Genomic DNA, 25,862 nt, shown 5'->3' on the forward strand with positions numbered 1-25,862 from the left:
CCGATCCCCCTTAGCGTTTCTCGCATGGAGCAGGGAACATTCGGCGCCGACGTCTGTGTGGGGGCGGTCGGGCTCGGTTGTGCAGGCATGTCCGGCGCGTACGGACCCAGCGCCGCCGAACCGAGCACCTCCCGCGGCGACGCGGTCGCGCAGCTCGCGATCGTGTGGGGGCTCGCGCAGGGGCGCGACATCGTCGCGCTGGCCGGGGCCGGCCGGCCGCACCGCATCACCGAGGCGGTGGACGCCGCCGGTCTGCGGCCGATCGAGGCCGACCTGGACACGGTCGAGCAGGCCGCGGGCGAACGCGACGCCCCCGCCCTGCTCTCGCTCCTGGACAGCGAGCGAACGGGCGGCAGGCCCTGATGCCCGCCCGGACCCCGCTGGACGAGAACGCGATCCTGGCGGCCACCGAGGAGATCCTGCGCCGCCACGGGCCGGACAAGGCGACCGTCGTCGACGTCGCCCGGGCGCTCGGGGTCAGCCACGCCGCCGTCTACAAGCACTTCCCCTCCAAGCAGGCGCTGCGCGAGGCCGTGACCCGGCGCTGGCTCGACCGCAACCGCGATGCCCTCGCCGTCATCGCCGCCGACAGCGCGGTCCCGCCGGCGCAGCGGCTGCGTAGCTGGCTGCACGCCGTCCTGGCCGGGAAGCAGGCCAAGATTCGCGAGGACCCGGAGCTGTTCGCCGCCTACGGAATCCTCGCGGCCGCGCACAGCAGCGTCGCCACCGACCACGTCGCCGACCTCCTGGGCCAGCTGACGGCCATCATCGCCGACGGCGCCGCCGACGGCAGCTTTCGGGCCGAGGACGCGGAGGCCACCGCCCGCGTGGTCTTCAACGCCACCGCCAAGTTCCACCACCTCGCCCACGCGGCCGAATGGCAGGACCCCGGCATCGGCGCCGAGCTCGACGAGGTGTGCAGCCTGCTGCTCGATGGCCTGCACGCCCCCGCATCGCCGTAGCCGAACCGGGCCGACCACCCGCCGCGACTCGTCAGCGAGCGCGGCCGGCCCTGCCCATCGCCACCAAACGAATGAGGAGTGACGCACGACCATGGTTCAGGCAATCGGAGTGACGCACCCAGGCGGGCCGGACGCTCTCGGCGAGCTCGACCTGGCGGCCGAACCGATCGGTCCCGGTCAGGTCAGGATCCGGGTGAGCAGCGCCACGGTGAACCCGACGGACGCGCTGATCCGTTCTCGTCCACGACAGGACGCGGCGGACGCGGCGGACGCGGTGCGAGTGCCGGGCATGGAGGTGGCCGGCGTGATCACCGAGATCGGCCCGGCCGTCGACCGCCCGCTCGCGATCGGGGACGCCGTCATGGCCATCGTGGTGCCCTCGGGTGAGCACGGCGGCTACCGGGCAGACGTCGTCGTTCCGGCCCGTTCGGCCGCGAAGATCCCGGCCGGGCTCTCGGACGTCCAGGCCGCCACCCTCCCGATGAACGGGCTCACCGCCCGGCTCGCACTCGACACGCTGGCGCTCCCTGCCGGCGCGACGGTCGCCGTCACCGGCGCCGCCGGCACCGTCGGCGGGTACGTCGTCCAGCTCGCCAAGCTGGCAGGGCTGGGCGTCATCGCCGACGCCGCCCGGCAGGACGAGACCTTCGTCCGCGAGTGCGGCGCCGACGAGGTCGTGCCGCGGGGGGACGATTTCGCCGCAACGGTCCGCCGCCACCACCCGGAGGGCGTCGACGGGCTCGTCGACGCCGCCGTGCTGGATGCCGCCGTGCTCCCTGCCGTCAAGGACGGCGGCACCGTCGTCACCGTCCGCGGTTACCGGGGTGACGGGACCGGCCGGGTCCGCGTCGCGCCCATCTTCGTCCGCGACTACGTCGAGGCCGCGGCCGAGCTCGACCGCCTCGCCGAGCTCGCCGGCGCGGAACGGCTCACCGTCCGCGTGGCCGGCGAACTGCCCGCCTCCCGAGCCGCCGACGCGCATCACTCACTCGAACGGCACGGCGTCCGCGGGCGGTTCGTCCTGCGGTTCGGCTGACGGTGATGAGGTAGCGGAGTTCCGGCACCAGCGGAATCCCGCCGGCCTCGATGTTCGTGACTTTGGGCGCCACCCCTCGGTGGGGGCGGGACGCATGGGTCAGAATGTGCCGATGACGATCTCCGCTGACGACTCCGGTCCTGTCCGGATCGTGACGGCCGTCCTTCGCGACGGCGATCGGGTGTTGCTGTGTCATCGAAGCGCCGGACGCCGTTGGTATCCGGACGTGTGGGACCTGCCGGGCGGCCATGTCGAGGAGGGGGAGGATCCGAGGGAGAGCCTCGTCCGCGAGCTTCGGGAGGAGCTGGGAATCAGGGCGTCGAAGCCGTCCGGCCCGCCGATGCACGAGATCCGGACCGCGACGTTCTACATGCAGATCTGGCTGGTCGGCAGCTGGACCGGAACACCGGTCAACGCCGCGCCGGACGAGCACGACGCAGTGGCGTGGTTCGAGAGGCCCGGCCTTGACGGCCTGCGTCTCGCCCATGAGCCGTATCTCTCGATGCTCACCGCCGTGCTCGCCACGTGACGTCGCTCCGGAGGCTGGGGTGCCCGCTCATCGGCAGATCCGTGCACGATGAACGGGCGCCGGCGCGCGTCCCGGAGAGCAATGGGTTCCAGCACACGTTCGCGGTATCGCCGGCCGGCCGCCGACACGGCCGAGCATCCCGACCGCCCCGTCTTCGTGCTGGCGCACCTCCACACGCCCAACAACCTCTCCACCTCGGTCCGGCAGGACGGCGGCTCCACCACGGTCAACGCCCCGCCGCTCACGTACTTCGAGATGGAGAGCGGGGTCGGCGGCGACAGCACGCCGAACGACGCGGGCGACAACGCGCAGACCGCCGTCGTGCAGGTCCGCGGCAGCGTCGTCACGATCCGGAACTACGACCTGCGGGCCGGCAGGTGGATCGACCAGACGTGGACGTGGGATGTCGCGAAGGCGGTCGAGGACCCGGAACACCGGTTCCCGTACTACCTCGTGCCCATGCCCAGGACCCCGTGGCCGTGAGCTCTCCGGGCTGAAGCCGAACACCGAGTACGAGGTGCGTGTCAGCCCGGTCAACACGTGGGGCGCCGCGCTGACGCCCGCTCGGGCCCTGCTCAGCCGGTCGCGGCGGCTGCTTGGGCGGCGCTGCCCCTGGCCGACAGCCTTCGTACGTGCCGGATGGCGATGAGCGGCACCGTCACGCCGATCAGGTTGCAGTACGCCACCGCGGCGTAGAAGCCGTCCGCGCTGCCGGCGGCGTGTGCCGCCACCGCGCTGACCGCGACGATCAGGCCGAAGTAGACGGCGTTGAGCACGATGGCCCGGAAGCCGCCGCCGGTCTCCTCCATGACGGTCAGCGAGGCGACCACGGGTCCCTGAACGGCGTAGGTGAGCGCCACGGCGCCCAGGTAACCGCCCGCGGCCGCGGCCACCCCGGCGTCGCCGCCCATCAGCCGCGCCAGCGGGTCATGCAGTGACCAGACCAGCGCCGCGATCACCACGTAGGCCACGACGGTGACCTCGATGCCACCGCGCATCGATGCACGTATTCGCCGCCATTCGCCCGCGCCGCGTTGCTGGTTGATGGTGATCGCTGTGGCTGTACCCAGGACCATGCCAGGCAGCAGCACGACGTTCTGCAGGGTGGAAACGACCGTGAACCCGGCCACCTCGTTCTCCCCGTAGTTCCCGAGGATGCCGATGACCGCGAGGTTGTACGCGGAGAGCACGAGAAAGGACATGGCGATGGGCACACCGATGCGGCGCAGGTCGCCGAACACCTCGCGCCGCCAGATCCGGGCGGCCGGCGGATGCCACAACTCGGTGCGGCGCAGCAACACCAGGCCCAGGGTCAGCCCGGTCAGACCCGCTGCCGCCTCCGCGATGGGCACCGCCGCGATCCCGATGCCGGCACCGAGCCCGAGGCCAGCCACGAGGCCGATCCTCACGCTCGCCGTACAGATGACCAGAACGGTGGCCTGTCGCACGTACCCATAGCCGCGCAGGCTGGACGCGCACAGCTCCTCCCCCACGACCAGCAGGCCGGCGGCGCTGGTCCAGCGCAGGAAGGAGGCGAACGTGTCCCGCAGTCCGGCGTCCACATGGAGGAGACCGGTCAGGGAGGGAGCCGCGACCGCGAGGACCAGGTACAGGGCCACACCGAGCCCAAGCCATACCCTGGCCAGGCTGGCGGCGTTCGACATGACGTCCTGGGGGCGCCCGGCCCCCTTGCTGATCGCGGCGGCGACCTGGTTACAGACCGCGAAGCCCACACTCAGGGCGAGGACGATGAGGCTGACAGGCTGATACAGGGAACGTACATAAATGACCTCTCCCCCCATATGCCCCAGAATGGCGATAATTCCGAGCTGGGCAGCGAAATTGAGGGACCCTGCCACGAAAAGGGGAACAGCGAGGCCGGAGATGGTTCGCCACACCCCGCTTCTTTCATGAGCGGCTAAGGGGAACATGCGGACCTCCGGGACGCAACGGCTCGGACGCGAAGGGCCTGCGGGACGATAGTGACATTCATCGACGAATGTCCATGCGGGCCTGGCTGGTAGCGGGCGACGGTTTCGATGGAGGCCAGGACGTCCTGGACGACGCCCGAGATCGTCATCGGCCCCCGCCGGCCGGGCCACCACGCCGATCATGGGCCTCATCGGCGGATCGGCTGCGGGCGGGATTCTCAGGCCCGGTCGCGGGTCAGGGCCAGCAGTTCGCGCAGCACTTCCGCCGTGAGGTCGGCCAGGGAGCGCGGTTCGTCCTCGCGAAGCCATTGAGCGAACGCGATCCTGAACACGGTGACGCCCGACTCCGCCGCCAGGGTGGCCGCGAGGTCGTCCACGCCTCGCGCACGCAGGGCGCCCGCGACCGCTGCGGCGAGGCTCGCGAGCTTGTGCCGCTCGCGCTCCTGCAGCGCGGGGTTCTGATCGATCACGGACTGCCGGCTTCGCGAACGGTGGCGGCGCTCGTCCGGGAAGAAGGAGGTCGTCGCGGACCGCAACGCGGAGGCGACGATCTCCATGGGGGACGCGTCCGGCGGCGCGTTCTCCACGCCGGCGAGGAACGCCTGGGTGAGCAGGTGCTGCCCGTGGAAGAGGACCTCGCGCTTGTCGCTGAAGTGGCGGAAGAACGTGCGCTCTGTCAGGCCGACGGACTGTGCGATCTCCGTGGCGGTCGTCTGCTCGAACCCGCGGGTCGCGAACAGTTCGAGCGCGGCCTCCTGCAGCCGTTCCGCGGCCCCGGGCTCCCAACGCGTCATGCGGTCGAGTCTAGTGATGACAGTGACCGACATGAAGGAGTACGGTGATGTCTGTGGCTGACGTCAGTCACAGACATCACCCCTAGGAGAACCGCCCCGCCCTGTTGGCGGTGCGCCGAAGGAGATCCCTCATGCGCGTTTTCGTCACTGGAGCCTCCGGATGGATCGGCTCCGCCGTGACCGACGAGCTCCTCGCCGGCGGTCACGAGGTCACCGGGCTGGCCAGGTCCGACAAGTCCGCCGCCGCACTGGAGGGCAGAGGAGCCCGTGTCCGCCGCGGCGACCTCGACGATCTCGACGGCATCCGCCTCGGCGCCCAGGACGCCGAGGCCGTCATCCATCTCGCGAACAAGCACGACTGGTCCGACCCGGCCGGCACGGCGGCGGCCGAACGAGCCGCCGTGCAGGCCATCGGCGAGTCGCTGGCGGGAACCGGCCGCCCGTTCCTGATCGCCTCGGGGATCGCCGGCCTCGTCCGGGGCCGGCCCGCCACCGAGGACGACGCGTCCCCGTTCCACGGCCCCGACTCGCCCCGGGGCGGGAGCGAAAACCTCGCGCTGGAGTTCGCCGGCCGCGGCGTGCACAGCGTGAGCCTGCGTTTCGCGCCGACCGTGCACGGCACCGGTGACCACGGGTTCATCGCGGTCCTCGCCGCGATCGCCCGCCAGAAGGGCGTTTCGGGTTACCCGGGCGACGGCGCCAACCGCTGGGCCGCCGTGCACGTGCGCGACGCCGCCCGCCTGGTCAGCCTCGGCCTCGACAAGGCGCCGGCGGGCGCACGCCTGCATGCCGTCGCCGAGGAGGGGGTCCCGACCCGCGTGATCGCGGAGGCGATCGGCCGCGCGTTCGACCTTCCCGTCGCCTCGATCGCCCCCGGAGACGTACCGGACCACTTCGGGTGGATCGGCACCTTCTTCGGCATGGACCTCGCGGCGACCAGCACCGCGACGCAGAACCTCCTTGGCTGGACGCCCACCGGCCCGGCCCTCGTCGAAGACCTCGACGGTGGCGCGTACGCGACCTGACGGTGACGGCGCCGGGCCGGAGCCGGTGCAGGGCCCAGCCTTCGCCGCGCGAGTCGAGCCCGGCCGCCGGCTCGGTGCGCTCCCGGCCACGCGGTACGCGTCGCCGCGGATTCCGCCGCACTCGACGCGGAACGGAGGCAGATAGACGGCCAGGCCACCGGCCAAGCCTTCGAGAGCGGTGACGGAGTCAGCCACGAGCGCCGCGCCGGGCGTCGGGCGAACGCCGGTGATCCCGGAGGTCAGCACGATCGAATCGCCCGGACCTGATGCGAGGCGCCGCGTTCTCGCGCAGTGACACCCGCCAACTCGCCGCGCCGCCGCAGGCGGGGTTCGGGACGGCCGGCGAACTCGGCGATGAGGCGGCGCAGGTATCCACGAACATGCTCTACAGTGGTTGCTGTAGCGACGCCCGGTTCGCTCGTGGAGACTGATGGAGGTGAGTTGATGACTGTCGTGGAGACCACCGCTGTGCGCGGTGCCCGGACCATCCTCACTTCCCGGGCCTCGTCCTGACCTTCGCCTGCCTTCCTCCTTCGCTGGAGTAGCACTGGCACGCCTGCCGTCCGGCGGGGCCCCTTGTCAAGGGTCTCCACCTTGTTTCATCAACACACTTCTCAGCAATCTTCCTTCTTCTCCTCCGCGCGCGTTCTGACGCTCGCCGACTACGGCTGGGACGCCGAACGTGAGCGTTCCTTCGCCCCGTCGCGGGCCGACGGGCTGGTTCCGGGCCGGGTCGTGCGGGCCGAGCGCGGTCTGTGCGACGTCGCCGCCGAGAACGGGTTCGTCCGCGCGGTGCTTCCTCCGGCGGCCGGTGACCGGCTGACGCCGTGCACCGGTGACTGGGTGGCCGTCCGCCCGGCCACCGCGGCCGGCTCCGACACGGTCGTGGAGGTGCTGGAGCGCCGGACCGCCGTGGTCCGCTCCTCCTCCTCGCGTACGTCGTGTGGCCAGGTACTGGCCGCGAACGTCGACACCGTGGCGGTGGCCGTCTCCCTCGCCGATCCGGTCAAGCCCGGGCGGGTCGAGCGGATGCTCGCGCTGGTCTGGGAGAGCGGCGCCACTCCTGTGGTGGTGCTCACCAAGGCCGACCGGTGCGCGGACGCGCAGCGGGCAACAGACGAGGTGGCCGAGGTCGCACCGGGTGTGGAGGTGCTGGTCACCAGCGCCGCCACCGGCGAGGGCATGGACGTCCTCGTCGCCGTCCTGTCGGGCACGATCGTTCTGCTCGGTCCCTCGGGCGCGGGCAAGTCCACTCTCGGCAACCGGCTGCTGGGCGAGGACCTCCTGGCCACCGGCGCGGTGCGCGACGGCGACGGCAAGGGCCGGCACACGACCGCGTGGCGGGAGTTGCTGCCGTTGCCCCACGGCGGGGTCCTGCTGGACACGCCAGGTCTGCGCGGTGTGGGCCTGCACGATGCCGACCGGGGCCTGGACCGGGCCTTCGCGGAGATCGTCGAGCTGGCCGAGGACTGCCACTTCAGCGACTGTGCCCACGCCACCGAGCCGGGTTGCGCCGTCCTGGCCGCCGTCGAGGACGGCCACCTCACCCAGAGGCGCCTGGACAGCTACCACCGGCTGCAGCGCGAGAACGCCCATGCCGTCTCCCGCACCGACGCGAGGCTGCGCGCCGAGCTGGAACGGCCCAAGAAGGAAATCGCGCGCCTGGTGCGCGCCCTCAAGCAGTCCCCGGACTTCAAGGTCTGACGGAAAGGAATCTGGTCATGGACCTTCCCCGCATCTTCACCATCCGCGAAAGCGGCCACCGCATCCACGACCCGCTGACCCCCGAAAAGCTCGCCGCCCTCGGCGAGGCGCTCCGCCTCACTCCCGGCACGCGAGTCCTCGACCTGGCCAGCGGCTCGGGCGAGATGCTGTGCACCTGGGCACGCGACCTGGGCTTCACCGGCACCGGCGTGGACATCAGCACCCTGTTCACCGAGCAGGCCCGGGCCCGCGCCATCGAGCTCGGCGTCGCCGACCGGGTCGAGTTCGTCCACGGCGACGCAGCAGGCCACGTCTCCGACGAGCCGGTCGACCTGGCCTGCTGCGTCGGCGCCACCTGGATCGGCGACGGCGTCGCCGGAACGGCCGAGCTGCTCAGCCGCAGCCTCCGCCCCGGCGGCCTGATGCTGATCGGCGAGCCGTACTGGCGGCGGACCCCTCCGGACGAGGAGACCGCCATGGCCTGCCACGCCACCGGCGTGGCCGACTTCCTGCCCCTGCACGGCCTGATCGGGCAATTCGGCGACCTCGGCTACGACGTCGTGGAGATGATGCTGTCCGACCAGGACAGCTGGGACCGGTACGCGGCGGCCCAGTGGCTCAGCATGCGCCGCTGGCTCGACCAGAACCCCGACGACGAACTGGCCCCCGAGGTCCGGGAAGAGCTCACCACAGAGCCCGCCCGGTACGTGCGCTACGGGCGTGAGTACCTCGGCTGGGGAGTCTTCGCCCTCATGAAGCGCTGATCCTCCTGTCCCGTGCGGGGCCCGGAAGTCACAAGGACCGGGCCCCGCAGTCGTGAGGGGACCTTGGCTTGGAGGGGCGAGGAGCCGGCCTGGGCGGTGATGGGGGTCAGCAGCCGCCGCAGCCGTACGCCGACGGGCCGCACGTGCTCGCCCCGGGCGGGGTGCCTCGCGCGCTCTTGCGGCGGTGCAGCCACCGCGTGCCTCCAGCCGCGGCCAGCAGCAGGCCCGCTACCGCCAGGAGAGTCTGTTCGGCGAGGGCGGCGCCCTCCCCGGTCAGTTCTCCTTCGGGAGGCGGCCTTCGGCCAGGTCGGCGAAGGGCAGCGGGCAGTCCGGACAGGTGCAGTTCGTCAGGCTGTCCCAGCCCGCGGAGACCACCTCGGTCGGCGCGGCGCGGATGGTGGTCAGGTCGGCGATCTTCGCCTGGGCGCGGGCTCGCAGGTCCGGGGTGGGGTGGCCGCGCCGTCCGGTGTCGAGCAGCTCGGCGATCTCCTCCAGCGTGAACCCGAGCCGCTGCGCCGCCTTCCGCGCAGGTATGGCCCGCTCGACCCCCGCAGCACGATGTCCTGTCTCCTGGCCGGGCACGTTGCGGGCGCCCGGGATGTGCTCGGCGGTGAAGGCGCCGGCCGGCGGGGCCTCCGCCAACTGCGCGGTCGCGGTCGCCGGCACCGTCACTTCCAGCGCCAGGCTGCCGTCGGCGATGGTGAGGGTGAAGGTGAAGAAGGAGCGGCAGCCGTTCTTCCGGGCCGTCAGTTCCGCGGCCCGGGCGGCGCCACGCCCTGCACCGCGCCGGCGAACAAGGCGTCGAACTCGGCCACGCGAAGCGGCTGCTCGACGGTCGGCAGGGTGCAGGCGGAGGGCCCAACCCAGGTCAAGGGCAATGTTCGTTGGTCATGCCTTGACGGTGAACCTGTACCTAGGTAGAGGGTGCAGGCCCCTGATTGGCGTGGCGCCGAAATCCGGTCCTCCCTGGAGGCTCTTCGCATGCCTGCCCTGATCGCAGGAGTGGTTTGGATCGCCGTTGCCGGTCACTGTCAAAGGCTCCTTGGACAGGTTCTCGCGTCGTCATTGCCCGCGTCCCTGGCCGGTGTGGTCATCCTGAACAGACGAGAAGAGTCCGCACGCTCGGAGGTGTTCACATGGACGCCGTCTTCTGTCGTTCGTTCGCGGCCGGTGATGAACGGCCGGTGATGAGCGGCCGGTGATGACAGGCACCTGCCCCCGGGCCGTGCGCGTTCGGAGGGCGCGCTCATGCAGCGGACCAGTTCTCGCCCTGGCCCTCGTCTGCGCCTCGACCACCGGCAGCGCGACCGATGCCGCCTGGAACAGGTCCGGCTGAACTCATGACGTCTCCAACCGCGGGAACGACCCCGGTCCGCCGGACGGCGGCGCGCCGGGGCCGTCAAGGCCACCGCCGAGGCCGCGCTACGGCATCGCACCACGCCCGGCGGGGAACGAAGGAGGTCCGATGAACACGCGAGTGATCACGATACTGGTGACGGCGCTGGGCGCAGGCGTCCTTGCGGCTGCGGCCGGTTCGCCGGTCGCGCACGCGCAAGGCGAGATCGACGTGGAGCCCCTCGGCGTCAAGGCGGGGCAGTCTGTGACGATCACCTTGACGTGCGCGTCCACGACCGGCAAGGGGATCATCGACGGGCCGACCTCCTTCGGCGGTGGCGAGGTCGCGCTGACCAACGGCGCGGCCACGGTCACCCGCACGGTTCCCGCCACCACGCCCAAGGGCGATCACCTGGTCATGGGCTACTGCGAGGACGACCCCGACACCGCCGGCTACACCGCGACCGACGGGATGACGATCACCGTCACCTGACCGACCAGGACCGCCCGCCGGCCGGCCGGCCGCCATCGGCCGCCCGCACGTCCATTTCACCTTCAGGAGGACGCGATGCGAAACGGTCTCCTCATCACCTGCACCACCCTGGCCCTGACCTGGACAAGCTGCGCCGGCGCCGCCGTCGCCGATCCGGGCACCCGGGCGCTGGCGCCTGCCGCCCAGTGCCGCTACTGGACGGCAGGCGACGATCCCGTCCGGGTGCAGGCGGGACCGGGTGCGTCGTACCCCACCCTCGGCTGGATCGCCGGAGCCTCGGGGTACGCGATCGTCGCCGGCTGCTCCGGCGACTGGGTGCAGATCGACAACGGAAGCTTCGCCGGCGGCTGGCTCCAGCGCAGCCTGCTCTCACCAGTGGTCCGGCCCGACCCGTAGCGAACCCACTCCATGATCGGAGTTGCGGTTGCGGTGCCACGTGCCGGGGTCATTCACCCGTGAAGGCCGTACCGCGGTCATGTCGAGACGAGCGTCAGACGGCCGTGCGCGACCACTGCTGGTTGGTGCCGGTGTTGCACGGGTACTGCTTGAGGATCGCGCCGTCCGCGGTCGATGCGGACGGTACGTCCACGCATTTGCCGCTGTGTCGTGCCCGGAGCTGGAAGTAGCCGCCGTTGGCGACCAGCTGGAACTGCTGGTTGGTGCCGGTGCCGCAGGTGTACTGGATGAGCTCGGCGCCGTCGGCGGTCGAAGCGCTCACCACGTCGAGGCACCTTCCGCTGTGGCGGCTGATGATGCGCCAGTAGCCGCTGCCGGCGTCCTGGAACTGCCACTGCTGCCATGCGTTGCCGTTGTAGGTGTATTGGCCGACGCGGGCTCCGTTGTCGGTGTTCGGTTGCTGGACGTCCATGGCCTTGCCGCTGTGGCGCGCGTTGATCCTGTAGGTGGGGTCGCCGCCGCCGATGGTGTCGCCCCAGGCGTACCGGATCCGGTCGGCGCCGGAGGGGTTGCGGACGGTCAGGTGGAGATCGGTGCCGCTGCCGCTCAGGGCGTACATCGAGTACCAGTCGTAGCCGATGTCGCCTGGTTTGCCGCCGAGGGCGGGCCAGTAGGTGCCGCCCATCTGGTTGTCCCGCATGACCTGGGCCATGGCGCGGATGTGGCGCACGAAGTTGTCGGTGCTGTTGGCGTCGCCGTAGTTGAGGCCGGTGGACATCGGCGCGCCGAACTCGGTCGCGATCGCGCGGGAGGCGCAGGTGCCCAGCCGCGTCTGGATGTGGTTCCGGAAGGCGTCGTAGGTCATCGCGCTGTAGAAGAAGGCGTAGTGGTGGAAGGACAGCAGGGTCGCGTTGAAGCGGCTGTCGTTGCAGATGTCGCGCAGGTCCTGGCTGTAGCCGGTGCCGCCGATGAGCACCCGGTTCGCCGGGGCCGAGTAGTGGTGGGCGAGCCAGGCGGCGGCGACGTCGCGCCATTCGGCCGAGCTGTAGCCGTGCGGCTCGTTCATCGGCTCGAAGTAGACGTTGCCGTTCGAGCCGTAGGTGCTGGTGACGCTGGACCACATCGTGTTCCACGCGGCGAGGTTCGTGATCCTGCCGCCGGAGGCGGCGCCGTCCTCCCAGTAGGCGAGGATGACCTTGAATCCGCGGGCGGTGGCGGCGTCGATGGCGCCGCGGTAGGCGTTCCACCAGGTGGTGTTGGCCACCGTGTGCGTGTTGATGGGCAGCCGGACGGTGTTGACGCCCATGGTGGAGGCCATGTCGTCGTAGAGGGCGCCGGCCTTGGCGCGTACGGTCGCGTTGCTGTCGGACTGGCTCAGGCCGTGCAGGACGAGCGTGCCGGTGCTGAAGTTGTCACCCAGTACGGCCCAGTTCATGCCTCGGAACTGGCTGGTGGCGGCATGGGCCGGCGCCGCGGAGACGACGAGGCTTGCCGCCGCGGTGAGCGCGGTCACCACAAGGGCGGTCAGTAACCGGCGTAACGCCGTGATCGGTGTCATGGAACTCCCATCACTAGATGTGAATTCTTCGAGCCCTCGCGTGCGATGTGCCGCAAGGGGTGTTACCAGCCTCCGGAGGGCCCGCGATGGACGGAAAGCGCTTTCCCTCTGCACGAACGGATGGCGATCGGATCACTCCGCGTTTCGTGGTGTTTCGCAGAGTGTTAGCGCTCACAGAAGCCTTGTCAAGTCCAGTCGAGAGCCCCGGGAGTTCACCGAGCGCCCGTTCTCACCCTGACAGGCCCGAGCACGTGTGGCGGAACGGCACGGCCGGCAGCATGCGGGCCCACACCGTGGGGGTGAGCTCGCCCGCCAGGTCGCAGGCCAGGCCGCGCGGGTCGCGCACGGCGTCGCGCAGGGCGCTGACGTCCCGTACGGTGGCGGCGGGCCGGGCGCCCGCGGTGTTCACGGTGACGAGTGTTCCGGCGTCCGGGCCGAAGACGGTCTGGCGGAAGTTGTCGTCGTAGGCGCTGACAGCCGTCAGGCGCTGCGGCGCGGTGACGTCGGTGAGGTCCCAGACCATCAGTGTCCTGTCGTGGCCGCCCGCGGCGAGCATGCGCCCGTCGGGGCTGAAATCGATCGAGAGGATCTGGCTCGTCTGGTCGGCGATCCTCGTGGCGAGCCTGGGACGGGCCGGGTCGGTGACGTCCCACAGCAGGATGGTGCCGTCGTTCTCCCCGACGGCGACGAGGTCGCGGCCGGGGCTGAAGGCGATGGCCTCCGCCATGCGAGGGGGACCGATGTCGGACGGCGGTACGGAGGGGTCAGGGGGAAGCGGTGATGTCCGGCGAGGGCGTGTCGGATCGGCGATGTCCCAGAGGGCGCTCACGTCGTACAGGCCGCCGACCGCCAGCGTCCTGCCGTCCCGGCCGAAGGCCATCGTGGTGAGCCGGCCCTGGGCGGGGTCGGCCACGATGCTCAGGAAGGCGGGGGCACCACGGTCGGCGATCGACCAGAGCTCGAACTCCGACCCCAGCCCCACGTTCACGGCCAGCGTGCGGCCGTCGGGGCTGAACACCAGCCGGCCGGTCCGGCCGGGGATCGTGCTGATCAGGCGCGGGCGGGCGGGGTCCGCGGCGTCCCACAGCGACACCGGTCCGTGCAGCGGCGCCGTCGCCACCGTGCTGCCGTCGGGGCTGACGGCGACCGCGGTGTCGGCCTGGCCGGAGGGCAGGTGGCCGGCGGCCCTGGGGCGGGCGGGGTCGGTCAGGTCGTACAGCAGGCTCGGCTCGCCCGCCACGGCCATCAGGCCGCCGTGCCTGGCGGTGGCGACCATGCCCGTGGGGAGGTGGGCCCGGGCGCGCGGCTCGGCGGGGGCGTTCACGTTCCACAGGGTCGTCACCCCGGTGTCCTCGCCGGTGGCGATCTGCGTGCCGGCCGGGTTGAACGCCACGGCGCCGAGCCGTCCTGCGGTGCTGAAGGTCGTCCGCCTGACCGGGGTGGCCGGGGCGACGTCCCACAGGACGGCCGCGTGGTCCTGCCCCGCGCTGGCCACGGTGGTGCCGTCCGGGGAGTACGCCAAGGAGTAGACGATCGCGTGGTGCCCGGTCCAGCGCGCGATCACCTTGGGGCGGCGGGGGTCGCGGATGTCCCAGGCGATGAGGTTGCCGCTGTGCTCCGCGGCGACGAGACGATCTCCCTTCGGGCTGATGGCCAGCGCGTCGAGGAAGAGGGGCTTGTCGATGGTGGCCAGGCGTACCGGGCGACGGGGCCGGGTGACGTCCCAGAGGATCACGCCGTCACGGGCGCTGGCCAGGATGCTGCCGTCGGCGCTGTACGCGAGATGGACCACCACGTCGCGGTGTCCCGGGGAGACCGAGAGCGTGACGGGCCGGGCCGGGTCCTTGACGTCCATCAGTCTGACCGTCTTGCCGTCTCCCAGCGCGAGGGTCCCGCCGTCCGGGCTGAAGGCGAGGACCAGCGCGGAGGTGGGCACGCGGCTCAGCAGGCGGGGGGACGCCGGGTCCCGTACGTCCCAGAGGCACGCCCATGACTGGCGGGTGAGCTGGGCTAGGGTGCGGCCGTTCCGGCTGAAGGCCACCGACCTGGTCTCCGTGCCGGGGGCACAGCCGTTCACCGTGGACAGCCGCCGGACGGCCCGCGCCCTCGCGAGGTCCCAGAGGATCAGCGAACCGTCGGAGCCGCTGGTGGCGAGCATCCCGCCGCCCGGCGCGTAGGCCAGCGCGGACACCCGCGAGGGGGTGCCGGGCAGCCCGCCGGCGTAGTGCGTGCTGCTCAGCGCCGAGACCAGCGCGGACCGGGAGGCGCTGTCGGGCCGCAGGGCCAGCGCCGCCGCGCCCAGGCGCAGCGCCAGCGTCGGGCTGGTCTCGCGTTGCGCCCTGGCCAGCAGCTGGCTGCCGGCCGCCGCGACCTCCCGCCGCTCGTTCAGCCGGGCGTTCCTGTCGAGCAGGAAGCCGGCGACGACGGCGAGGACGACGGCGACGGCGCCGATCGCGGCGGCCAGCCGTCGTCTCCGCGCCGCCCTGTGGCGCACGGCCGCCTTGACGAAGTCGCGCTCGTGCGCCGGGAGCTCCTCGCCCTTGAGCTGTGACCAGCGCACCGCGTCGCGCAGTCCGGTGCCGCTCAGCAGCGCCAGGCGGCGCTCGCGGCCGGGCGCGGCGGTCCGCCACCGGTGGAGTGCGGTACGCAGGTCCTCCTGCCAGACGCGGAACTCGCGCGACTCCTCCACCCAGGCACGCAGCCGCGGCCATGCGTCGATGAGGACCTGGTGCGCCAGTTCGGCCGTGCCGGACCCCGCGAGGCCGTCGCCGCCGGTGGTGACGACCAGGCGCGCCTCGGCCAGGTGCTCGGCCGTGGCCCACTGCCGCTCGTCCAGGTCCTCACGACCGGCGACGCGGCGGACGTCCTGCGGCTCGCGCTGCCCGGCCGGGTCGTCCGGCCGTACGAGCTGCACCAGCAGGCCGCGGGGGTCGTACCCCAGCGACTCGGAGCGGGCGACGACCTCGTCGGCGCGCTTGGTCAGGGCTCCGGCGACCCCGCCGACGTCCTGGTACTCGTCGATGACGAGCCGCCCCGCCCGCTGCCGCTCGTACAGCGCCGAGAGGGTCTCCTCGGCCAGCGGCAGCGCCGACGAGCTGCCCCGGGTGTCGGTGATGATCTGGGTGACCAGGGCCTCGTCGATGACGCATCCGACCGTGCGCAGCGGTTCGCGGATCATCAGTTCCAGCTGCGCGGCGGTCGGCTTGCCCACCACCGTGCCGCGCGCGTCCCACGCCTCGTAGATCGTACGGGTGTGGGCGCCCGCCAGGTCCCGGAACGTCTCGCGTACGGTCACCACGGCGCTCACGGCGGGCGGCCCGTCGCGAGCGGCGGTCAGCTCGCGCACGAACGCGTCGATCCCGGCGGCGGCCCGCGGATCGGCGGCGAGCACCTCGTCGAGCTGGTCGAGAGCGAGCGCGAGGCGGGTCACTCCGGACGTCCGCAGCAGGTCGGCCAGCGCCGCGGGGCCCAGCGTCCCGGCCTGCTCGGCGCGCAGCTGGCCCGAGGCCGGTTCGCCGCCGATCAGCAGGCCGCGGACGATCTCGGCCGCGAGGTCGACACGAGGATGGAGGCGGACGGCGGAGGTCGCGAAGCCGAGCGCGGAGAGCCGGGGCAGCACCCCTCCGCGAACGAGCGACGTCTTGCCCACCCCGGAGGCGCCGTACACGACCGTCAGGGCGTGGCGGCGGGCCAGACCGGCGACCTCCTCGGCGAGATCGTCACGCCCGGCGAACACGCGCGCGTCCCCCTGCTCGAAGGGCCGCAGCCCTCGGAAGGGAGAGGGCGGTAGCGCCATCTCCCGCAAGGGCGGGTGGGCGTCGAACAGGCTGCGGACCGGGATGGCGTACGCGCGTCCGGGGCCGTGCCTGGCCACGACCATCCCGACGACACCGCTGAGGTCCTCCACCCACACGGGCGCGCCGCTGAAACCGGGCTCGACCTCCTCGGTGACCAGCTCCAGCCAGCCGTCGCCGACCACCCCTCGCAGCCGCCCGTGCGCCGACGCTCCGTCGGGGAAGTCCGCGGGATAGCCGAACGTGCGGCAGTCGCGGCCCTGCAGGTCGTCCAGGGGGTGGAGGACGAGCCTGCCGAGGCCCGGCGGCGTCTCGCCGGCCAGCTCCAGCACCGAGATGTCGCCGTACAGCCCGTCGGCCGGCTCGACGACGACGGCATGCGCCCGCAGGAGGCCGCCGCCGGCCTGGGGGAAGTCGACCTCGACCTCCCATCCTTCGCACGGCAGGGTGGGACGCCTCCTGCGGGTGCCGCGGGTGTGGGCCAGCACGTGCGTGCACGTCAGAAGGGTACGCGGGCCGATCAGGAACGCCGAGCCCACCGGCTCGGCACCCATGCCCCAGACTCGGGCGACGGCCCCCGTGAAATCAGGCGCCGGCATCGCCGCCCTTCCGCTCGCCCTCCCACTCCATCTCGATGACGAAGTGGGCCTCGCCGCCCGTACGGGTCAGGATGACGTTGGCGTCGGCCGTCAGCTTCACGCCGAACTCCACCCGGATGCGCTCCGGCTTCCGGGGCAGCGCGGAGAGTTTGTCGAAGACGTGCCCGGCGATCTCCTGGACCCGTGACAGGCTGCGTTGGAGGCTCTCCCCCGCCGTGTCGAACTGGTCCTCCACCCGCCCGACCCGGGTGGTGCGGCGATCGATCTCGACCAGGATCGGTTCTCCACCGTCGACGGGCATCTGCACGATGTCGGGCATGGTCCTCCTCCGCTTGGCACGGGCGACGGCCAGACGGTATCAGCCGGCGGTTCGCGGCGAAACGGCTCTTTGAGAACGCCGCGGACAGGTCCTTGCCGGTCCTGCTCGGACGCCTGCACTCAGGAGTTGCGGCACCGCGGTGCTGTCATGATCTCGATGACACCTCACCGATGGGAACCGTGATGTCTGTTCGCCCACTCACGCTGGCCTCCGCCGGGCTGCGGCGGAGGTGGCTACGCGTCCTGATCGGTGTCCTTGCCGGGCTGGGCGCGATCGGTGCTCTGTTCGCAGGGTTGGTCGCCCTCTCGTTCACCTCCATCAAGGAGGCCGGCTTCGTGGACGGGCCGGATCCGTACAGGATCCGGCTCCAGCAGTCGCCGGCGGGTCTCGGGCCGGACACGGTGATGTGGCTCAGTGTCCGCAGGGACGGCGGATTGCTCAGCAGAGAGTGGGATCTCGGCTGCTTCAACGATGACGTGCCCGACGACACCTTCGACTCGGTCAAGTGGACGGGGCCGAGTTCGGTCGAGATCCGGGTGGCCGACGGGCGGACATTCCCCGTGGCCTTGGACCCTGCGTCGGGTCGGCCCGAGACCACCGCCGCCCTCAATTGTTGAGATCGACCGCGGCCGATGAGGCCACGAACCGGTCCGTCAGTTCGTCAGGGTGAGCGGGTTGACCAGGTCGGCGTAGACCAGCAGGCCCGCCATGATCATCATCAGCACTGCCGCCGCGTACGTCAGCGGCAGCACCTTGGCGATGTCGACGTGCTGCGGCTTCGGCCGCCGCATGACCTTGGCGTAGGCCCGCTTGACGCCCTCCCACAGGCCGCCGGCGATGTGCCCGCCGTCGAGCGGCAGCAGCGGGATGAGGTTGAACAGGCCGATCGCCAGGTTGAAGCCGGCCAGCAGGTTGACGAAGGTGGCGATCTTCTGCTCGGTGGACAGCTCTTCGGAGGCCAGGATCTCGCCGCCCATGCGGCCCGCGCCGACCATCCCCACCGGGCCCTCGGGGTCGCGTTCCTCGCCGGAGAAGGCGGCGTGCCAGACGCCGACCATCTTGTCCGGCAGGTTGAGCAGCGAGCCGGCCACCCGGCCCGTCAGCTCGCCCATGTAGCCGATGACCTGGCCGATGCTCTGCTGCTCCATGACCTCGGTGGGCCGCACGCCGAGGAAGCCCACGTTCCTGTCGGTCTTCTCGGGGTCGTCGAGGTTGGGCCGGTCCTGGGCGATGAGCGTGACATCGAACGTCATCGGCTTGCCGTCGCGGACGATGCCGAGCTTGGCCGGGCCGGCGCCGTGGGAGCGGATCAGCCGGGTGGCGTCCTCCCAGGAGCCGATCGTGGCGCCGTTGAAGGAGACCAGGTGGTCGCCCGGCTTGAGGCCCGCCTGCGCGGCGGGGGTGGGCTGGTCGCCGGGCTTGCAGGCGGCGCGCTGCTCGGAGGCGGGGATGACGCACGTTTGGGTGGTGGGCGAGACGATCGGGGCCTCGGTGGGCAGGCCGATGCCGACCAGCAGGATGGTGAAGAAGATGAAGGCGAGCACGAAGTTCATCGCCGGGCCGCCGGACATGATGATGACCTTCTGCCACCACTTCTTGCGGTAGAAGACGCGGTCCTCGTCGCCTGGGCGTACCTCTTCCTGGGCGGCGTCGCGGGCCGACTCGATCAGGCCCTGCCACGGGCCGGTCGCCGTGCTCCTGACCGTGCCCGGCGCGTCGCCCGGGCGGGGCGGCAGCATGCCGATCATGCGGATGTAGCCGCCGAACGGGATCCACTTGATGCCGTACTCGGTCTCGCCCTTGCGCCGCGACCACGCCGTGGAGCCGAAGCCCACCATGTACTGGGTCACCTTGACGCCGAAGAGCTTGGCCGGCACCAGGTGTCCGAGTTCGTGCAGCGCGATGGAGATCAGCAACCCGAGGAGGAAGAGGATGATCCCCGCGACGTAGAGCCAGTTCATCCTGGGCGCTCCCCCGGCAGGCGACAAGGACACATGTGAAGGACGGGACGAAAGGTGCGAAGATCCAATGTAGTCGATCTCCAAGGTCGTCTTGGTCAGCCTGTGATGGCGGCCAGGAGAGTGCGTACGGCGGTGCGGATCGACTCGTCCGGGGATGGGGGGACGCCGGTGGTCAGCGCGGTGAACAGGATGCCCAGCACGCTCATCTCCAGGAGCATGGCGTCGTCCAGGCCGAGCTCGATCCCAGCGGCGCGGCCTTGCCGCACGATGAGATCGGCGCGGCGGCGCAGAGCGTCGGTCAGCGTGTGCCGCAGGCGGGGGTTGCGGGTGCTTTCCAGGTGCAGTTCGAACAGGGCCAGCGGGTCGTGCCTTCCGTCGGTCAGCATCGTGGTCAGGACGGCGACCAGCGCTTCCTCCAGGTGGACGGGCGAGATCGGCCGGACGGTATAGGCGTCCACGCGTTCGCCGAGCCGGTGGGTGATCCGCTCGATGACCCCGTCGAGCAGCGCGTCGCGGGTGCGGAAGTAGCGCGACGTGGTGCCGGGCGGCACGGCGGCGGCGGTGTCGACGGCCCGGTGAGTCAGCCCGCGGGACCCCTGCTCGGCCAGCACGGCGATGGCCGCGTCTGCGAGGTGGTCGCGGCGCTGCGGGTTAGGCGCTGGCACGGTGTCCTTCAAGGGTGTGGTGGTCGGCCGGGCCACACCATTTCAGCAGAGCCGCCGGGATGCCGTCGCGATCACCGGCCCAGGCCACGTAGCCGTCCGGGCGGATCAGTGTCGCCTCCGGCCGGGTGCCGGCAAGCGGCCTGGCCGGTCGTACGCGATCCCGATAGGGGGCCGGCACCTCCTGGTCCGACAGCAGGACGAACGTCCCCGCGCGCAGCACCTCGTACAGGCGGCCCGCCTCCGTCGGGCCGTCGGCGGCGCGGCGGCCGGTCAGCGGGTGGACGTCCGGCTCGTCCGGCGGGTAGGCGAACTCCAGGCCGGACAGTCTTCCGAGGATGCGACGGCGGCCGGCGCCGGTGTGCAGCAGGGTGGCCATGACGCGCCGGTTGATCTCCAGGCGCAGTCGTGATCCGCTCAGCACCAGCCCGGTGAGGTGATCGGCCATGGCCAGGACCGCGGAGCCGACGGGATGCCGCTCGGCGTGGTAGGTGTCGAGCAACCAGGGCGGGGCCCAGCCGTGCAGGTCGGCGGCGAGCTTCCAGCCCAGGTTGAAGGCGTCCTGGATGCCGGTGTTCATACCCTGGCCGCCGATGGGCGAGTTCACGTGGGCGGCGTCGCCGATCAGGAAGACCCGCCCTGATCGGTAGCGGCGGGCCTGCCGGCGCTCGGCGGCGAAGCGGGAGAACCAGCGCGGCTCGCTCATGTCGTAGTCGGTGCCGGCGATCTGCCGGAAGGCCTCGCGGATCCGGGCGAAACCCGCGTCCTTCTGCTCTGTACGCAGCCACGCGCCGACCCGGAACCAGCCGTCACCGAACGGGAGGGTCACGACCACGCCCTCCGTGCCGACCTGCGTGATGGGGGGCGGCTCGGAGGTGGGGATGCGGACGTCGGCCAGGAGCATGGGCAGACTGTACGTCGCCCCGGCGAACCCCACGTCCACCAGGTCCCGGACGGTGCTGTGGGCACCGTCGGCGCCGATGACGTACCGGGTGTCCAGCTCTGTTCCGTCTTCGAGTCTGAGCCGTACGGACTCCGCGTCCTGGGTCAGGCCGACGACGTTGGCGTTGCGGCGGATCTCCACGCCCAGGTCGGCGACGCGTTGCCGGAGGATCTTCTCGGTGCCGTTCTGAGGCACGATCAGCAGCATCGGGTATCTCGTGTCGAGCCGGCCGAAGTCCACGCGTGAGGCGTAGGCGGGGTACACGGTCCTGAGCGGGTTGCCCCGCGCCACCAGTTCGTCACCCATGCCCCTGGCGTCGAGCAGTTCCAGGGCCCGGGCGTGCAGGCCGAAGGCCCGGGTGACGTTGGACTCGGCGCCGCGCTTGTCCACGATCACGCAGGACACCCCGGCCAGGGCCAGCTCGCAGGCGGCCATCAGGCCGGTGGGGCCGGCTCCCACGATGACGACGTCGTTCATGACATCCTCCATTCGCTACATATGTATCGCTACATTTATAGCGAATAGACGCGCTAGTGCGCCAATCTCGCCCCCAGCTCCGAATCTCTCATCGGGCAACCTGACGACGCGCTCGCCTCCCCGGCCAGGAGGTCGCCTCGGGCGAACCCGGAAAACCCCATGCGGCTCGGCGAAGGCGCTGCCCGATCAGGTCCAGCATCGGAGGGGACCTCGTCCCGGGGGAGGCGCGAAAGCCAGTTACCGCCCGGAGCGTCTCAGCCCGTCGTCGCGAGCTGCGGATACAGCATGGTGAGGTCGGCGGCGAGACCCGCCTTGACCTGGCGCGACAGGTCATCGGCCAGCACCTCGGGGGCGTCGGCCTCGAGCCCGTCCAGGGCCTGCTGCGCGACGCTCTCCGGAGAGGTCTTGGGCGCCTCGACGCCGGCGGCCATGTCGGTGTCGACGTAGCCGACGTGCATTCCGGTGACGTTGATCCCCCGGGGCCGCAGCGCCAGGCGCAGCGCGTTGCTCTGCGACCACAAGGCGGACTTGGACGCGCTGTAGGCCTCCGCGCTCGGAATCGTGATCCAGGAGAGGACCGAGTGCATGTTGAGGATGTGCCCCCCGCCGTTGCGCTCGATGATCGGCACGAAGGCACGGGTGGTGAGCAGCGGCCCGAAGAAGTTGACCTCGAACTCGCGGCGGACGTCGTCGACCGGGGAGCCGAGGAACGACGCGGCCACCAGGACGCCGGCGTTGTTGATCAGGATGGTCGCGTCCCCGGCCCGGTCTGCTGCCGCCGCCACCGAGCCGGGATCGGTGACCTCCAGCGCCAGCGGGACCGCGTCCGGGTGCGTGACGGCGCGCGGGTCACGGGCGGTCGCGTAGACCTTGGCGGCGCCGCGCCGATAGAGCTCCTCCACCAGCGCCTTGCCGATGCCGCGGCTGCCGCCCGTGACGACGGCTACGGAGCCATTGATGCTGCTCATGAGTCATTCCCTTCTGGAAACCGATCGGTTTCCGCTACTGTAAACCGATCGGTTTTCACCGTGCAAGTCGAGCGGTAACCTGGGCACATGACGCACCCCACGCCGGCCACCCATCCCGTTTCGACCCGTGATCGCCTGCTCGACGCCGCGGCGGAGCTCTTCTACCGAGAGGGCGTCGGCGTGGGCATCGACGCGCTGTGCCGCAGGGCCGGGGTGTCCAAGCGATCGATGTACCAGCTGTTCGGCAGCAAGGACGAGGTGGTGGCGGCGAGCCTGGACCGCAGGGCGCCCGCGTACCAGGCCCTCCTGCTTCCCCCCGCCGACGACGACCGGCCGCCCCGCGCGCGCATCCTGCACGTGTTCGAGCGCCTGGAGGAGTCGGCGGCGGAGCCGGACTTCCGCGGCTGCCCGTTCGTGGCGGCAGCGGTCGAGGTCAAGTCGCCCGAGCATCCGGCCAGCCTGGTCGCCCGGCGCAACAAGGACGCGCTGACCGCGTTCTTCCGCCGCGAGGCCGAGCGCGCCGGAGCCGCGGACCCGGCGCTGCTGGCCCGGCAGCTCACCGTCGCCTTCGACGGGGCGAGCGCGCAGGCGGTCGTGCAGGCGCGGGGCCTCGACGGCCTCGCCGTCGCCACGGCCGCCGCCCTGCTCGACGCCGCAGGCTTGCGCGCCCGTCCCGAGGACTGAACCCGCCGGCGTGGCATGACCTCGCGGCCCGCCTGCACGGTAGCCGGGTTCAGCATGAGAACCGGCTGGGCCGCAGGGTCTCAAGGCAGGTGCCGGAGGCCGGATGGGGCGGCGGAGGCGCGCAGGCGGGCCGCGTCCTGGCCGGGCGGGGCGCCGAACAGGCGCCGGTATTCGCGGTTGAACTGCGACGGGCTGTCGTAGCCGACGAGATGTCCGACGCCGGCGACGTCGCCGGACCCGGCGACCAGCAGCGCCCGCGCTTCCTGCAGACGTAGGTGTTTCTGGAACTGCAGCGGGCTCATCCCGGTGACCACGCGGAAGTGGCGGTGGAACGTGGACGGGCTCATGCCGGCCAGCCGGGCGAGATCCTCGATCCGCAGCGGCTCGGCGTAGTTGTCGCGGATCCAGCCGATCGCCCGGCTGACGTGGGTCAGGCTGCTGTCGGCCAGGCCGATCTGGCGGATCATGCCGCCGTGCGGGCCGGTGAGCAGCCGCCAGAGGATCTCCCGCTCGACCAGCGGCGCAAGTACGGGCGCGTCGGCGGGGTGGTCGAGCAGCCGCACCAGCCGGGTCGCGGCGTCGAGCAGATCGGATCCGGCCTGGCCGGTCGCGATCGCGGGCAGCCCCGCCGTTCCGCGCGGCCACCGTCCGGCCGCCGCTTCCAGCAGCAGCGGGGCGATGGCGGCCGGGCGCAGCACCAGCCCCATGCCCAGCGCCGGGGCCCGCGGGGTGGCGTCGATGAAGTGTCCCCTGACGGGCAGGCCGGCGGTGACCACGAGGAGCTGCCCCGTCCGGTACTCGTAGACCCGCTCGCCGAGCAGCAGCCGCTTGGCGCCCTGGGCCATGACGACCAGCAGCGGCTCGGTCAGGGAGTAGTCCGGCGCGGACGTCTCCACCCTGGACAACAGCAGCGTGCCGATCGGTGTACGCAGGTCCGTCCGGGCATGGGCGGCGATGAGATCGCGAAGTTCATCCAGGTATTCGCGTGGGGCGCGCACGGCTTCACGAAAGCATGCGGGCGCCGGTTGCGGCAAGCCCGATCCCGGCCAGGTCGATCGGATCGTGCAAGAGTCAGAGCGGATCGATCTACCGTTGACCTGGCGTATCGCGCTTCCATGGGAAGCCCGATACGACATCAAGGAGGCGGATCATGCCGCTCGATCACTACGTCACGCTCGGCCGGTCGGGGCTGCGGGTCAGCCCGTTCGCGCTCGGCGCCATGACCTTCGGGGAGGACCCGGGGGCCGCCGGGAGCAGCGTCGAGGAGTCGGAGCAGATCCTGGCGACCTACCTCGATCTGGGCGGGAACTTCATCGACACCGCCAACTTCTACACCAACGGCCATTCCGAGAAGATCCTCGGCGACTGGTTCGCCGCCCGTCCCGGCCGGCGCGAGCGGGTGGTGCTGGCCTCGAAGTTCTTCGGCAACCTCTTCCCCGGCGACCCCAACGGCGGCGGCGCGGGCCGCTCATCGATCATCGCCCAGCTTGACGAGACGCTGCGCCGACTGCGTACCGACTATCTGGATCTGTACTGGCTGCACAACTGGGACAGGAACACTCCGGTCGAGGAGACGATGCGTACCCTCGACGACCTCGTACGGGCCGGGAAGATCCGCTACCTCGGGTTCTCCAACACCCCGGGCTGGGTCACCGCCCAGGCCCAGACCATGGCGCTGCTGAAGGGCTGGACGCCGCTGATCGCGCTCCAGGTGGAGTACTCGCTGCTGGCCCGCACGGTGGAGGGCGAACTCGCTCCCCTGGCGCTCGACCAGGGCATGGCACTGGTTCCGTGGAGCCCGCTGCGGAACGGGTTCCTGTCGGGCAAGTACCGGCGCGGCGCCGAGGTCTCCGACTCCGCCCGCTCGTCCTTCGTGGGCAGCCCCAGCCAGCAGGAGTTCACGGTGATCGACGCCGTCGCCGAAGTCGCCGACGAGGTCGGGGCCACGTCCGCGGCGGTGGCGCTGGCCTGGTTGCGCGCGCGGCAGGGCACCGTCGTACCCATCGTCGGCGCCAGACGCGTGACGCACCTCCAGGACAACCTCACCGCCCTGGAGGTGACCCTCACCCCGGAGCACCTGCGGATGCTGGACGAAGTCTCGGCCCCCGACCTGAACTACCCGGCGCCGCTGAACGGCGAGGTGCGCGGGATGTTGCAGTTCGCCGGGGCCACGGTGGACGGCGAGCCGTCCACCGTCTACCCGCCGCTGACGCAGAGCACCGTCCGCTACTGACCACCCGCACCGCCCGCGTGCCATCGTCACCACCATCTGCGCGGCGGGATCCCAGGCCGCCTTTCCCGGCACCCATCGAGGGGAACATGGCCGCCGGGCGAGCCACGATCGGGTGGATGCCGGAGCAGGGCAGTGCCTGCTCCGGCATCCACCCGCTGATCACATCACGGGACCGAGGAGGTCTCCGCCGTCGGCGATGAACTCGGATCCTCAGTCGTGCGCTCATGCGCGACTCGGCCATCACGCTCTCGGACTTCGCCGTCCTCAGCACGCTGCAGATGTCGGGCCAGGACGCGATGCGGGTCCACGAAGTGCGAGAGGCCCCTCCGCTGGGAGAAGACCCGGCTGACCCACCAGATCTCGCGCATGACCTCACGCGGCCTCGTCACCCGCATCAAGTGCAAGGAAGATGCGCGCGGAGTACGGATCGCCCTGACCGACAAGGGGCGTGCGACGATCGGAGCCGCGGTGCCCGGTCACGTCGCCCAAGTACGCAAGCTCTTCCTCGACGCCGTCCCGCCGAAGCATCTGGACATCATCGCGAACATCTCGGAAGCCGTCCTCGAAGGGCTGGAAGACGACGACACCGTCTCCTAGCTCGTGCCCGTCAAGAGGTTCGGGCTCGCGGGCGGGGAGGCATGGTGCGCAGGCACCTGACCGGTGCCCGTGGCAGGCTCTGGCGGAGCAGTTGGGGA

Annotated in this window: 26 protein-coding genes; 14 read left to right on the forward strand and 12 right to left on the reverse strand. The window is 71.4% G+C overall.

What is annotated here, in order from left to right; genetic code table 11:
• Positions 1 to 24: 24 nt before the first annotated feature.
• From HD593_RS32960 to HD593_RS32980, 5 genes are all read left to right on the forward strand, one after another.
• Positions 25 to 363: a hypothetical protein gene (locus HD593_RS32960; protein WP_185105854.1), complete on the forward strand. Its 339-nt coding sequence runs from the start codon at positions 25 to 27 to the stop codon at positions 361 to 363.
• The gene (locus HD593_RS32965; RefSeq protein ID WP_185105855.1) at positions 363 to 962 is read left to right on the forward strand and encodes a TetR/AcrR family transcriptional regulator; all 600 of its coding nucleotides are present in this window, start codon (positions 363 to 365) and stop codon (positions 960 to 962) included. Before HD593_RS32960 ends, HD593_RS32965 begins: the two co-directional genes overlap by 1 nt.
• A gap of 91 nt (positions 963 to 1,053) precedes the next feature.
• Positions 1,054 to 1,998 carry an NADP-dependent oxidoreductase gene (locus HD593_RS32970; RefSeq protein WP_185105856.1) on the forward strand — a complete coding sequence of 315 codons (945 nt, stop codon included), beginning with the start codon at positions 1,054 to 1,056 and terminating at the stop codon, positions 1,996 to 1,998.
• Between the two features lie 112 nt (positions 1,999 to 2,110).
• Complete coding sequence (locus HD593_RS32975; RefSeq protein ID WP_185105857.1) at positions 2,111 to 2,527, forward strand: NUDIX domain-containing protein; 417 nt, start codon at positions 2,111 to 2,113, stop codon at positions 2,525 to 2,527.
• Positions 2,528 to 2,608: 81 nt separating this feature from the next.
• Positions 2,609 to 3,010 carry a hypothetical protein gene (locus tag HD593_RS32980; protein ID WP_185105858.1) on the forward strand — a complete coding sequence of 134 codons (402 nt, stop codon included), beginning with the start codon at positions 2,609 to 2,611 and terminating at the stop codon, positions 3,008 to 3,010.
• A 92-nt stretch (positions 3,011 to 3,102) separates the two neighbouring features.
• On the opposite strand, the gene HD593_RS32985 is transcribed toward HD593_RS32980, so the two are convergent.
• The gene (locus tag HD593_RS32985) at positions 3,103 to 4,767 is read right to left on the reverse strand and encodes an MATE family efflux transporter (protein ID WP_341850706.1); all 1,665 of its coding nucleotides are present in this window, start codon (positions 4,765 to 4,767) and stop codon (positions 3,103 to 3,105) included.
• Positions 4,677 to 5,252: a TetR family transcriptional regulator gene (locus HD593_RS32990; protein ID WP_185105860.1), complete on the reverse strand. Its 576-nt coding sequence runs from the start codon at positions 5,250 to 5,252 to the stop codon at positions 4,677 to 4,679. The genes HD593_RS32985 and HD593_RS32990 overlap by 91 nt, the downstream gene beginning before the upstream one ends.
• A 131-nt stretch (positions 5,253 to 5,383) precedes the next feature.
• Here HD593_RS32990 and HD593_RS32995 point away from each other — a divergent pair, with 131 nt between their 5' ends.
• The 3 genes from HD593_RS32995 (at position 5,384) to HD593_RS33005 (ending at position 8,745) form a co-directional block, all read left to right on the forward strand.
• Positions 5,384 to 6,277 (forward strand): SDR family oxidoreductase, encoded by an 894-nt coding sequence (locus HD593_RS32995; RefSeq protein WP_185105861.1) that lies wholly within the window; start codon positions 5,384 to 5,386, stop codon positions 6,275 to 6,277.
• Positions 6,278 to 6,871: 594 nt separating this feature from the next.
• On the forward strand, positions 6,872 to 7,981 hold the full coding sequence (gene rsgA / locus HD593_RS33000) for a ribosome small subunit-dependent GTPase A (protein WP_185105862.1): 1,110 nt from the start codon (positions 6,872 to 6,874) through the stop codon (positions 7,979 to 7,981).
• Positions 7,982 to 7,998: 17 nt separating this feature from the next.
• Entirely contained in the window at positions 7,999 to 8,745 is a 747-nt protein-coding gene (locus HD593_RS33005; protein ID WP_185105863.1) for a methyltransferase domain-containing protein, read from the forward strand.
• Positions 8,746 to 9,018: 273 nt separating this feature from the next.
• Here HD593_RS33005 and HD593_RS33010 read toward each other — a convergent pair whose 3' ends face one another.
• Positions 9,019 to 9,417, reverse strand: a complete 399-nt coding sequence (locus HD593_RS33010) for a MerR family DNA-binding protein (protein WP_185105864.1) — start codon at positions 9,415 to 9,417, stop codon at positions 9,019 to 9,021.
• A gap of 74 nt (positions 9,418 to 9,491) precedes the next feature.
• Positions 9,492 to 9,617, reverse strand: a complete 126-nt coding sequence (locus tag HD593_RS63695; RefSeq protein ID WP_281402487.1) for a hypothetical protein — start codon at positions 9,615 to 9,617, stop codon at positions 9,492 to 9,494.
• 593 nt (positions 9,618 to 10,210) lie between these two features.
• Between HD593_RS63695 and HD593_RS33015 the strand changes: the two genes are divergently transcribed.
• Both HD593_RS33015 and HD593_RS33020 read left to right on the forward strand, forming a co-directional pair.
• Complete coding sequence (locus HD593_RS33015) at positions 10,211 to 10,573, forward strand: hypothetical protein (RefSeq protein WP_185105865.1); 363 nt, start codon at positions 10,211 to 10,213, stop codon at positions 10,571 to 10,573.
• 75 nt (positions 10,574 to 10,648) lie between these two features.
• Positions 10,649 to 10,969, forward strand: coding sequence for an SH3 domain-containing protein (locus HD593_RS33020; RefSeq protein WP_185105866.1), 321 nt, complete (start codon positions 10,649 to 10,651; stop codon positions 10,967 to 10,969).
• A 94-nt stretch (positions 10,970 to 11,063) separates the two neighbouring features.
• Here HD593_RS33020 and HD593_RS33025 read toward each other — a convergent pair whose 3' ends face one another.
• From HD593_RS33025 to HD593_RS33035, 3 genes are all read right to left on the reverse strand, one after another.
• A complete protein-coding gene (locus tag HD593_RS33025; protein ID WP_185105867.1) occupies positions 11,064 to 12,527 on the reverse strand; it encodes an RICIN domain-containing protein in 1,464 nt (487 codons plus the stop codon).
• Positions 12,528 to 12,756: 229 nt separating this feature from the next.
• Positions 12,757 to 16,875, reverse strand: a complete 4,119-nt coding sequence (locus HD593_RS33030; protein WP_185105868.1) for an nSTAND1 domain-containing NTPase — start codon at positions 16,873 to 16,875, stop codon at positions 12,757 to 12,759.
• Positions 16,876 to 16,906: 31 nt separating this feature from the next.
• On the reverse strand, positions 16,907 to 17,239 hold the full coding sequence (locus tag HD593_RS33035) for a CU044_2847 family protein (RefSeq protein WP_185105869.1): 333 nt from the start codon (positions 17,237 to 17,239) through the stop codon (positions 16,907 to 16,909).
• Between the two features lie 182 nt (positions 17,240 to 17,421).
• Here HD593_RS33035 and HD593_RS33040 point away from each other — a divergent pair, with 182 nt between their 5' ends.
• The gene (locus tag HD593_RS33040; RefSeq protein ID WP_185105870.1) at positions 17,422 to 17,856 is read left to right on the forward strand and encodes a hypothetical protein; all 435 of its coding nucleotides are present in this window, start codon (positions 17,422 to 17,424) and stop codon (positions 17,854 to 17,856) included.
• Between the two features lie 36 nt (positions 17,857 to 17,892).
• Here HD593_RS33040 and HD593_RS33045 read toward each other — a convergent pair whose 3' ends face one another.
• The 4 genes from HD593_RS33045 to HD593_RS33060 form a co-directional block, all read right to left on the reverse strand.
• Positions 17,893 to 19,200 carry a M50 family metallopeptidase gene (locus tag HD593_RS33045; RefSeq protein ID WP_185105871.1) on the reverse strand — a complete coding sequence of 436 codons (1,308 nt, stop codon included), beginning with the start codon at positions 19,198 to 19,200 and terminating at the stop codon, positions 17,893 to 17,895.
• A 95-nt stretch (positions 19,201 to 19,295) separates the two neighbouring features.
• Complete coding sequence (locus HD593_RS33050; protein ID WP_185105872.1) at positions 19,296 to 19,865, reverse strand: TetR/AcrR family transcriptional regulator; 570 nt, start codon at positions 19,863 to 19,865, stop codon at positions 19,296 to 19,298.
• On the reverse strand, positions 19,852 to 21,282 hold the full coding sequence (locus HD593_RS33055) for an FAD-dependent monooxygenase (protein ID WP_185105873.1): 1,431 nt from the start codon (positions 21,280 to 21,282) through the stop codon (positions 19,852 to 19,854). The genes HD593_RS33050 and HD593_RS33055 overlap by 14 nt, the downstream gene beginning before the upstream one ends.
• 254 nt (positions 21,283 to 21,536) lie before the next feature.
• On the reverse strand, positions 21,537 to 22,250 hold the full coding sequence (locus tag HD593_RS33060) for an SDR family oxidoreductase (protein ID WP_185105874.1): 714 nt from the start codon (positions 22,248 to 22,250) through the stop codon (positions 21,537 to 21,539).
• Positions 22,251 to 22,337: 87 nt separating this feature from the next.
• Between HD593_RS33060 and HD593_RS33065 the strand changes: the two genes are divergently transcribed.
• Positions 22,338 to 22,934: a TetR/AcrR family transcriptional regulator gene (locus tag HD593_RS33065; protein WP_185105875.1), complete on the forward strand. Its 597-nt coding sequence runs from the start codon at positions 22,338 to 22,340 to the stop codon at positions 22,932 to 22,934.
• A gap of 80 nt (positions 22,935 to 23,014) precedes the next feature.
• Here the strand turns inward: HD593_RS33065 and HD593_RS33070 are convergent, their stop codons facing one another.
• Positions 23,015 to 23,932, reverse strand: coding sequence for an AraC family transcriptional regulator (locus HD593_RS33070; protein WP_312903871.1), 918 nt, complete (start codon positions 23,930 to 23,932; stop codon positions 23,015 to 23,017).
• Between the two features lie 152 nt (positions 23,933 to 24,084).
• On the opposite strand from HD593_RS33070, the gene HD593_RS33075 reads away from it, so the two are divergent.
• Positions 24,085 to 25,167 (forward strand): aldo/keto reductase, encoded by a 1,083-nt coding sequence (locus HD593_RS33075; RefSeq protein ID WP_185105877.1) that lies wholly within the window; start codon positions 24,085 to 24,087, stop codon positions 25,165 to 25,167.
• 366 nt (positions 25,168 to 25,533) lie between these two features.
• Positions 25,534 to 25,764 carry a MarR family winged helix-turn-helix transcriptional regulator gene (locus HD593_RS33080; RefSeq protein ID WP_185105878.1) on the forward strand — a complete coding sequence of 77 codons (231 nt, stop codon included), beginning with the start codon at positions 25,534 to 25,536 and terminating at the stop codon, positions 25,762 to 25,764.
• The last annotated feature ends 98 nt before the right edge of the window (positions 25,765 to 25,862 follow it).

Origin of the sequence: Nonomuraea rubra (assembly GCF_014207985.1) — a bacterium.
Classification (GTDB): Bacteria; Actinomycetota; Actinomycetes; order Streptosporangiales; family Streptosporangiaceae; genus Nonomuraea; species Nonomuraea rubra.

What these genes read in the sequence shown, in the direction of transcription:
- HD593_RS33065 (WP_185105875.1), top strand. Translation starts at nt 22,338, where the DNA reads ATGACGCACCCCACGCCGGCCACCCATCCCGTTTCGACCCGTGATCGC.
- HD593_RS33035 (WP_185105869.1), bottom strand. Translation starts at nt 17,239, where the DNA reads ATGCCCGACATCGTGCAGATGCCCGTCGACGGTGGAGAACCGATCCTG.
- HD593_RS33020 (WP_185105866.1), top strand. Translation starts at nt 10,649, where the DNA reads ATGCGAAACGGTCTCCTCATCACCTGCACCACCCTGGCCCTGACCTGG.
- HD593_RS32990 (WP_185105860.1), bottom strand. Translation starts at nt 5,252, where the DNA reads ATGACGCGTTGGGAGCCCGGGGCCGCGGAACGGCTGCAGGAGGCCGCG.
- HD593_RS33080 (WP_185105878.1), top strand. Translation starts at nt 25,534, where the DNA reads ATGACCTCACGCGGCCTCGTCACCCGCATCAAGTGCAAGGAAGATGCG.
- HD593_RS32980 (WP_185105858.1), top strand. Translation starts at nt 2,609, where the DNA reads ATGGGTTCCAGCACACGTTCGCGGTATCGCCGGCCGGCCGCCGACACG.
- HD593_RS33060 (WP_185105874.1), bottom strand. Translation starts at nt 22,250, where the DNA reads ATGAGCAGCATCAATGGCTCCGTAGCCGTCGTCACGGGCGGCAGCCGC.
- HD593_RS33005 (WP_185105863.1), top strand. Translation starts at nt 7,999, where the DNA reads ATGGACCTTCCCCGCATCTTCACCATCCGCGAAAGCGGCCACCGCATC.
- HD593_RS33055 (WP_185105873.1), bottom strand. Translation starts at nt 21,282, where the DNA reads ATGAACGACGTCGTCATCGTGGGAGCCGGCCCCACCGGCCTGATGGCC.
- HD593_RS32995 (WP_185105861.1), top strand. Translation starts at nt 5,384, where the DNA reads ATGCGCGTTTTCGTCACTGGAGCCTCCGGATGGATCGGCTCCGCCGTG.
- HD593_RS32985 (WP_341850706.1), bottom strand. Translation starts at nt 4,767, where the DNA reads ATGGCTTCGCGAGGACGAACCGCGCTCCCTGGCCGACCTCACGGCGGA.
- HD593_RS32970 (WP_185105856.1), top strand. Translation starts at nt 1,054, where the DNA reads ATGGTTCAGGCAATCGGAGTGACGCACCCAGGCGGGCCGGACGCTCTC.
- HD593_RS33040 (WP_185105870.1), top strand. Translation starts at nt 17,422, where the DNA reads ATGTCTGTTCGCCCACTCACGCTGGCCTCCGCCGGGCTGCGGCGGAGG.
- HD593_RS32960 (WP_185105854.1), top strand. Translation starts at nt 25, where the DNA reads ATGGAGCAGGGAACATTCGGCGCCGACGTCTGTGTGGGGGCGGTCGGG.
- HD593_RS33030 (WP_185105868.1), bottom strand. Translation starts at nt 16,875, where the DNA reads ATGGGTGCCGAGCCGGTGGGCTCGGCGTTCCTGATCGGCCCGCGTACC.
- HD593_RS33045 (WP_185105871.1), bottom strand. Translation starts at nt 19,200, where the DNA reads ATGAACTGGCTCTACGTCGCGGGGATCATCCTCTTCCTCCTCGGGTTG.
- HD593_RS33015 (WP_185105865.1), top strand. Translation starts at nt 10,211, where the DNA reads ATGAACACGCGAGTGATCACGATACTGGTGACGGCGCTGGGCGCAGGC.
- HD593_RS32975 (WP_185105857.1), top strand. Translation starts at nt 2,111, where the DNA reads ATGACGATCTCCGCTGACGACTCCGGTCCTGTCCGGATCGTGACGGCC.
- HD593_RS33075 (WP_185105877.1), top strand. Translation starts at nt 24,085, where the DNA reads ATGCCGCTCGATCACTACGTCACGCTCGGCCGGTCGGGGCTGCGGGTC.
- HD593_RS32965 (WP_185105855.1), top strand. Translation starts at nt 363, where the DNA reads ATGCCCGCCCGGACCCCGCTGGACGAGAACGCGATCCTGGCGGCCACC.
- HD593_RS33025 (WP_185105867.1), bottom strand. Translation starts at nt 12,527, where the DNA reads ATGACACCGATCACGGCGTTACGCCGGTTACTGACCGCCCTTGTGGTG.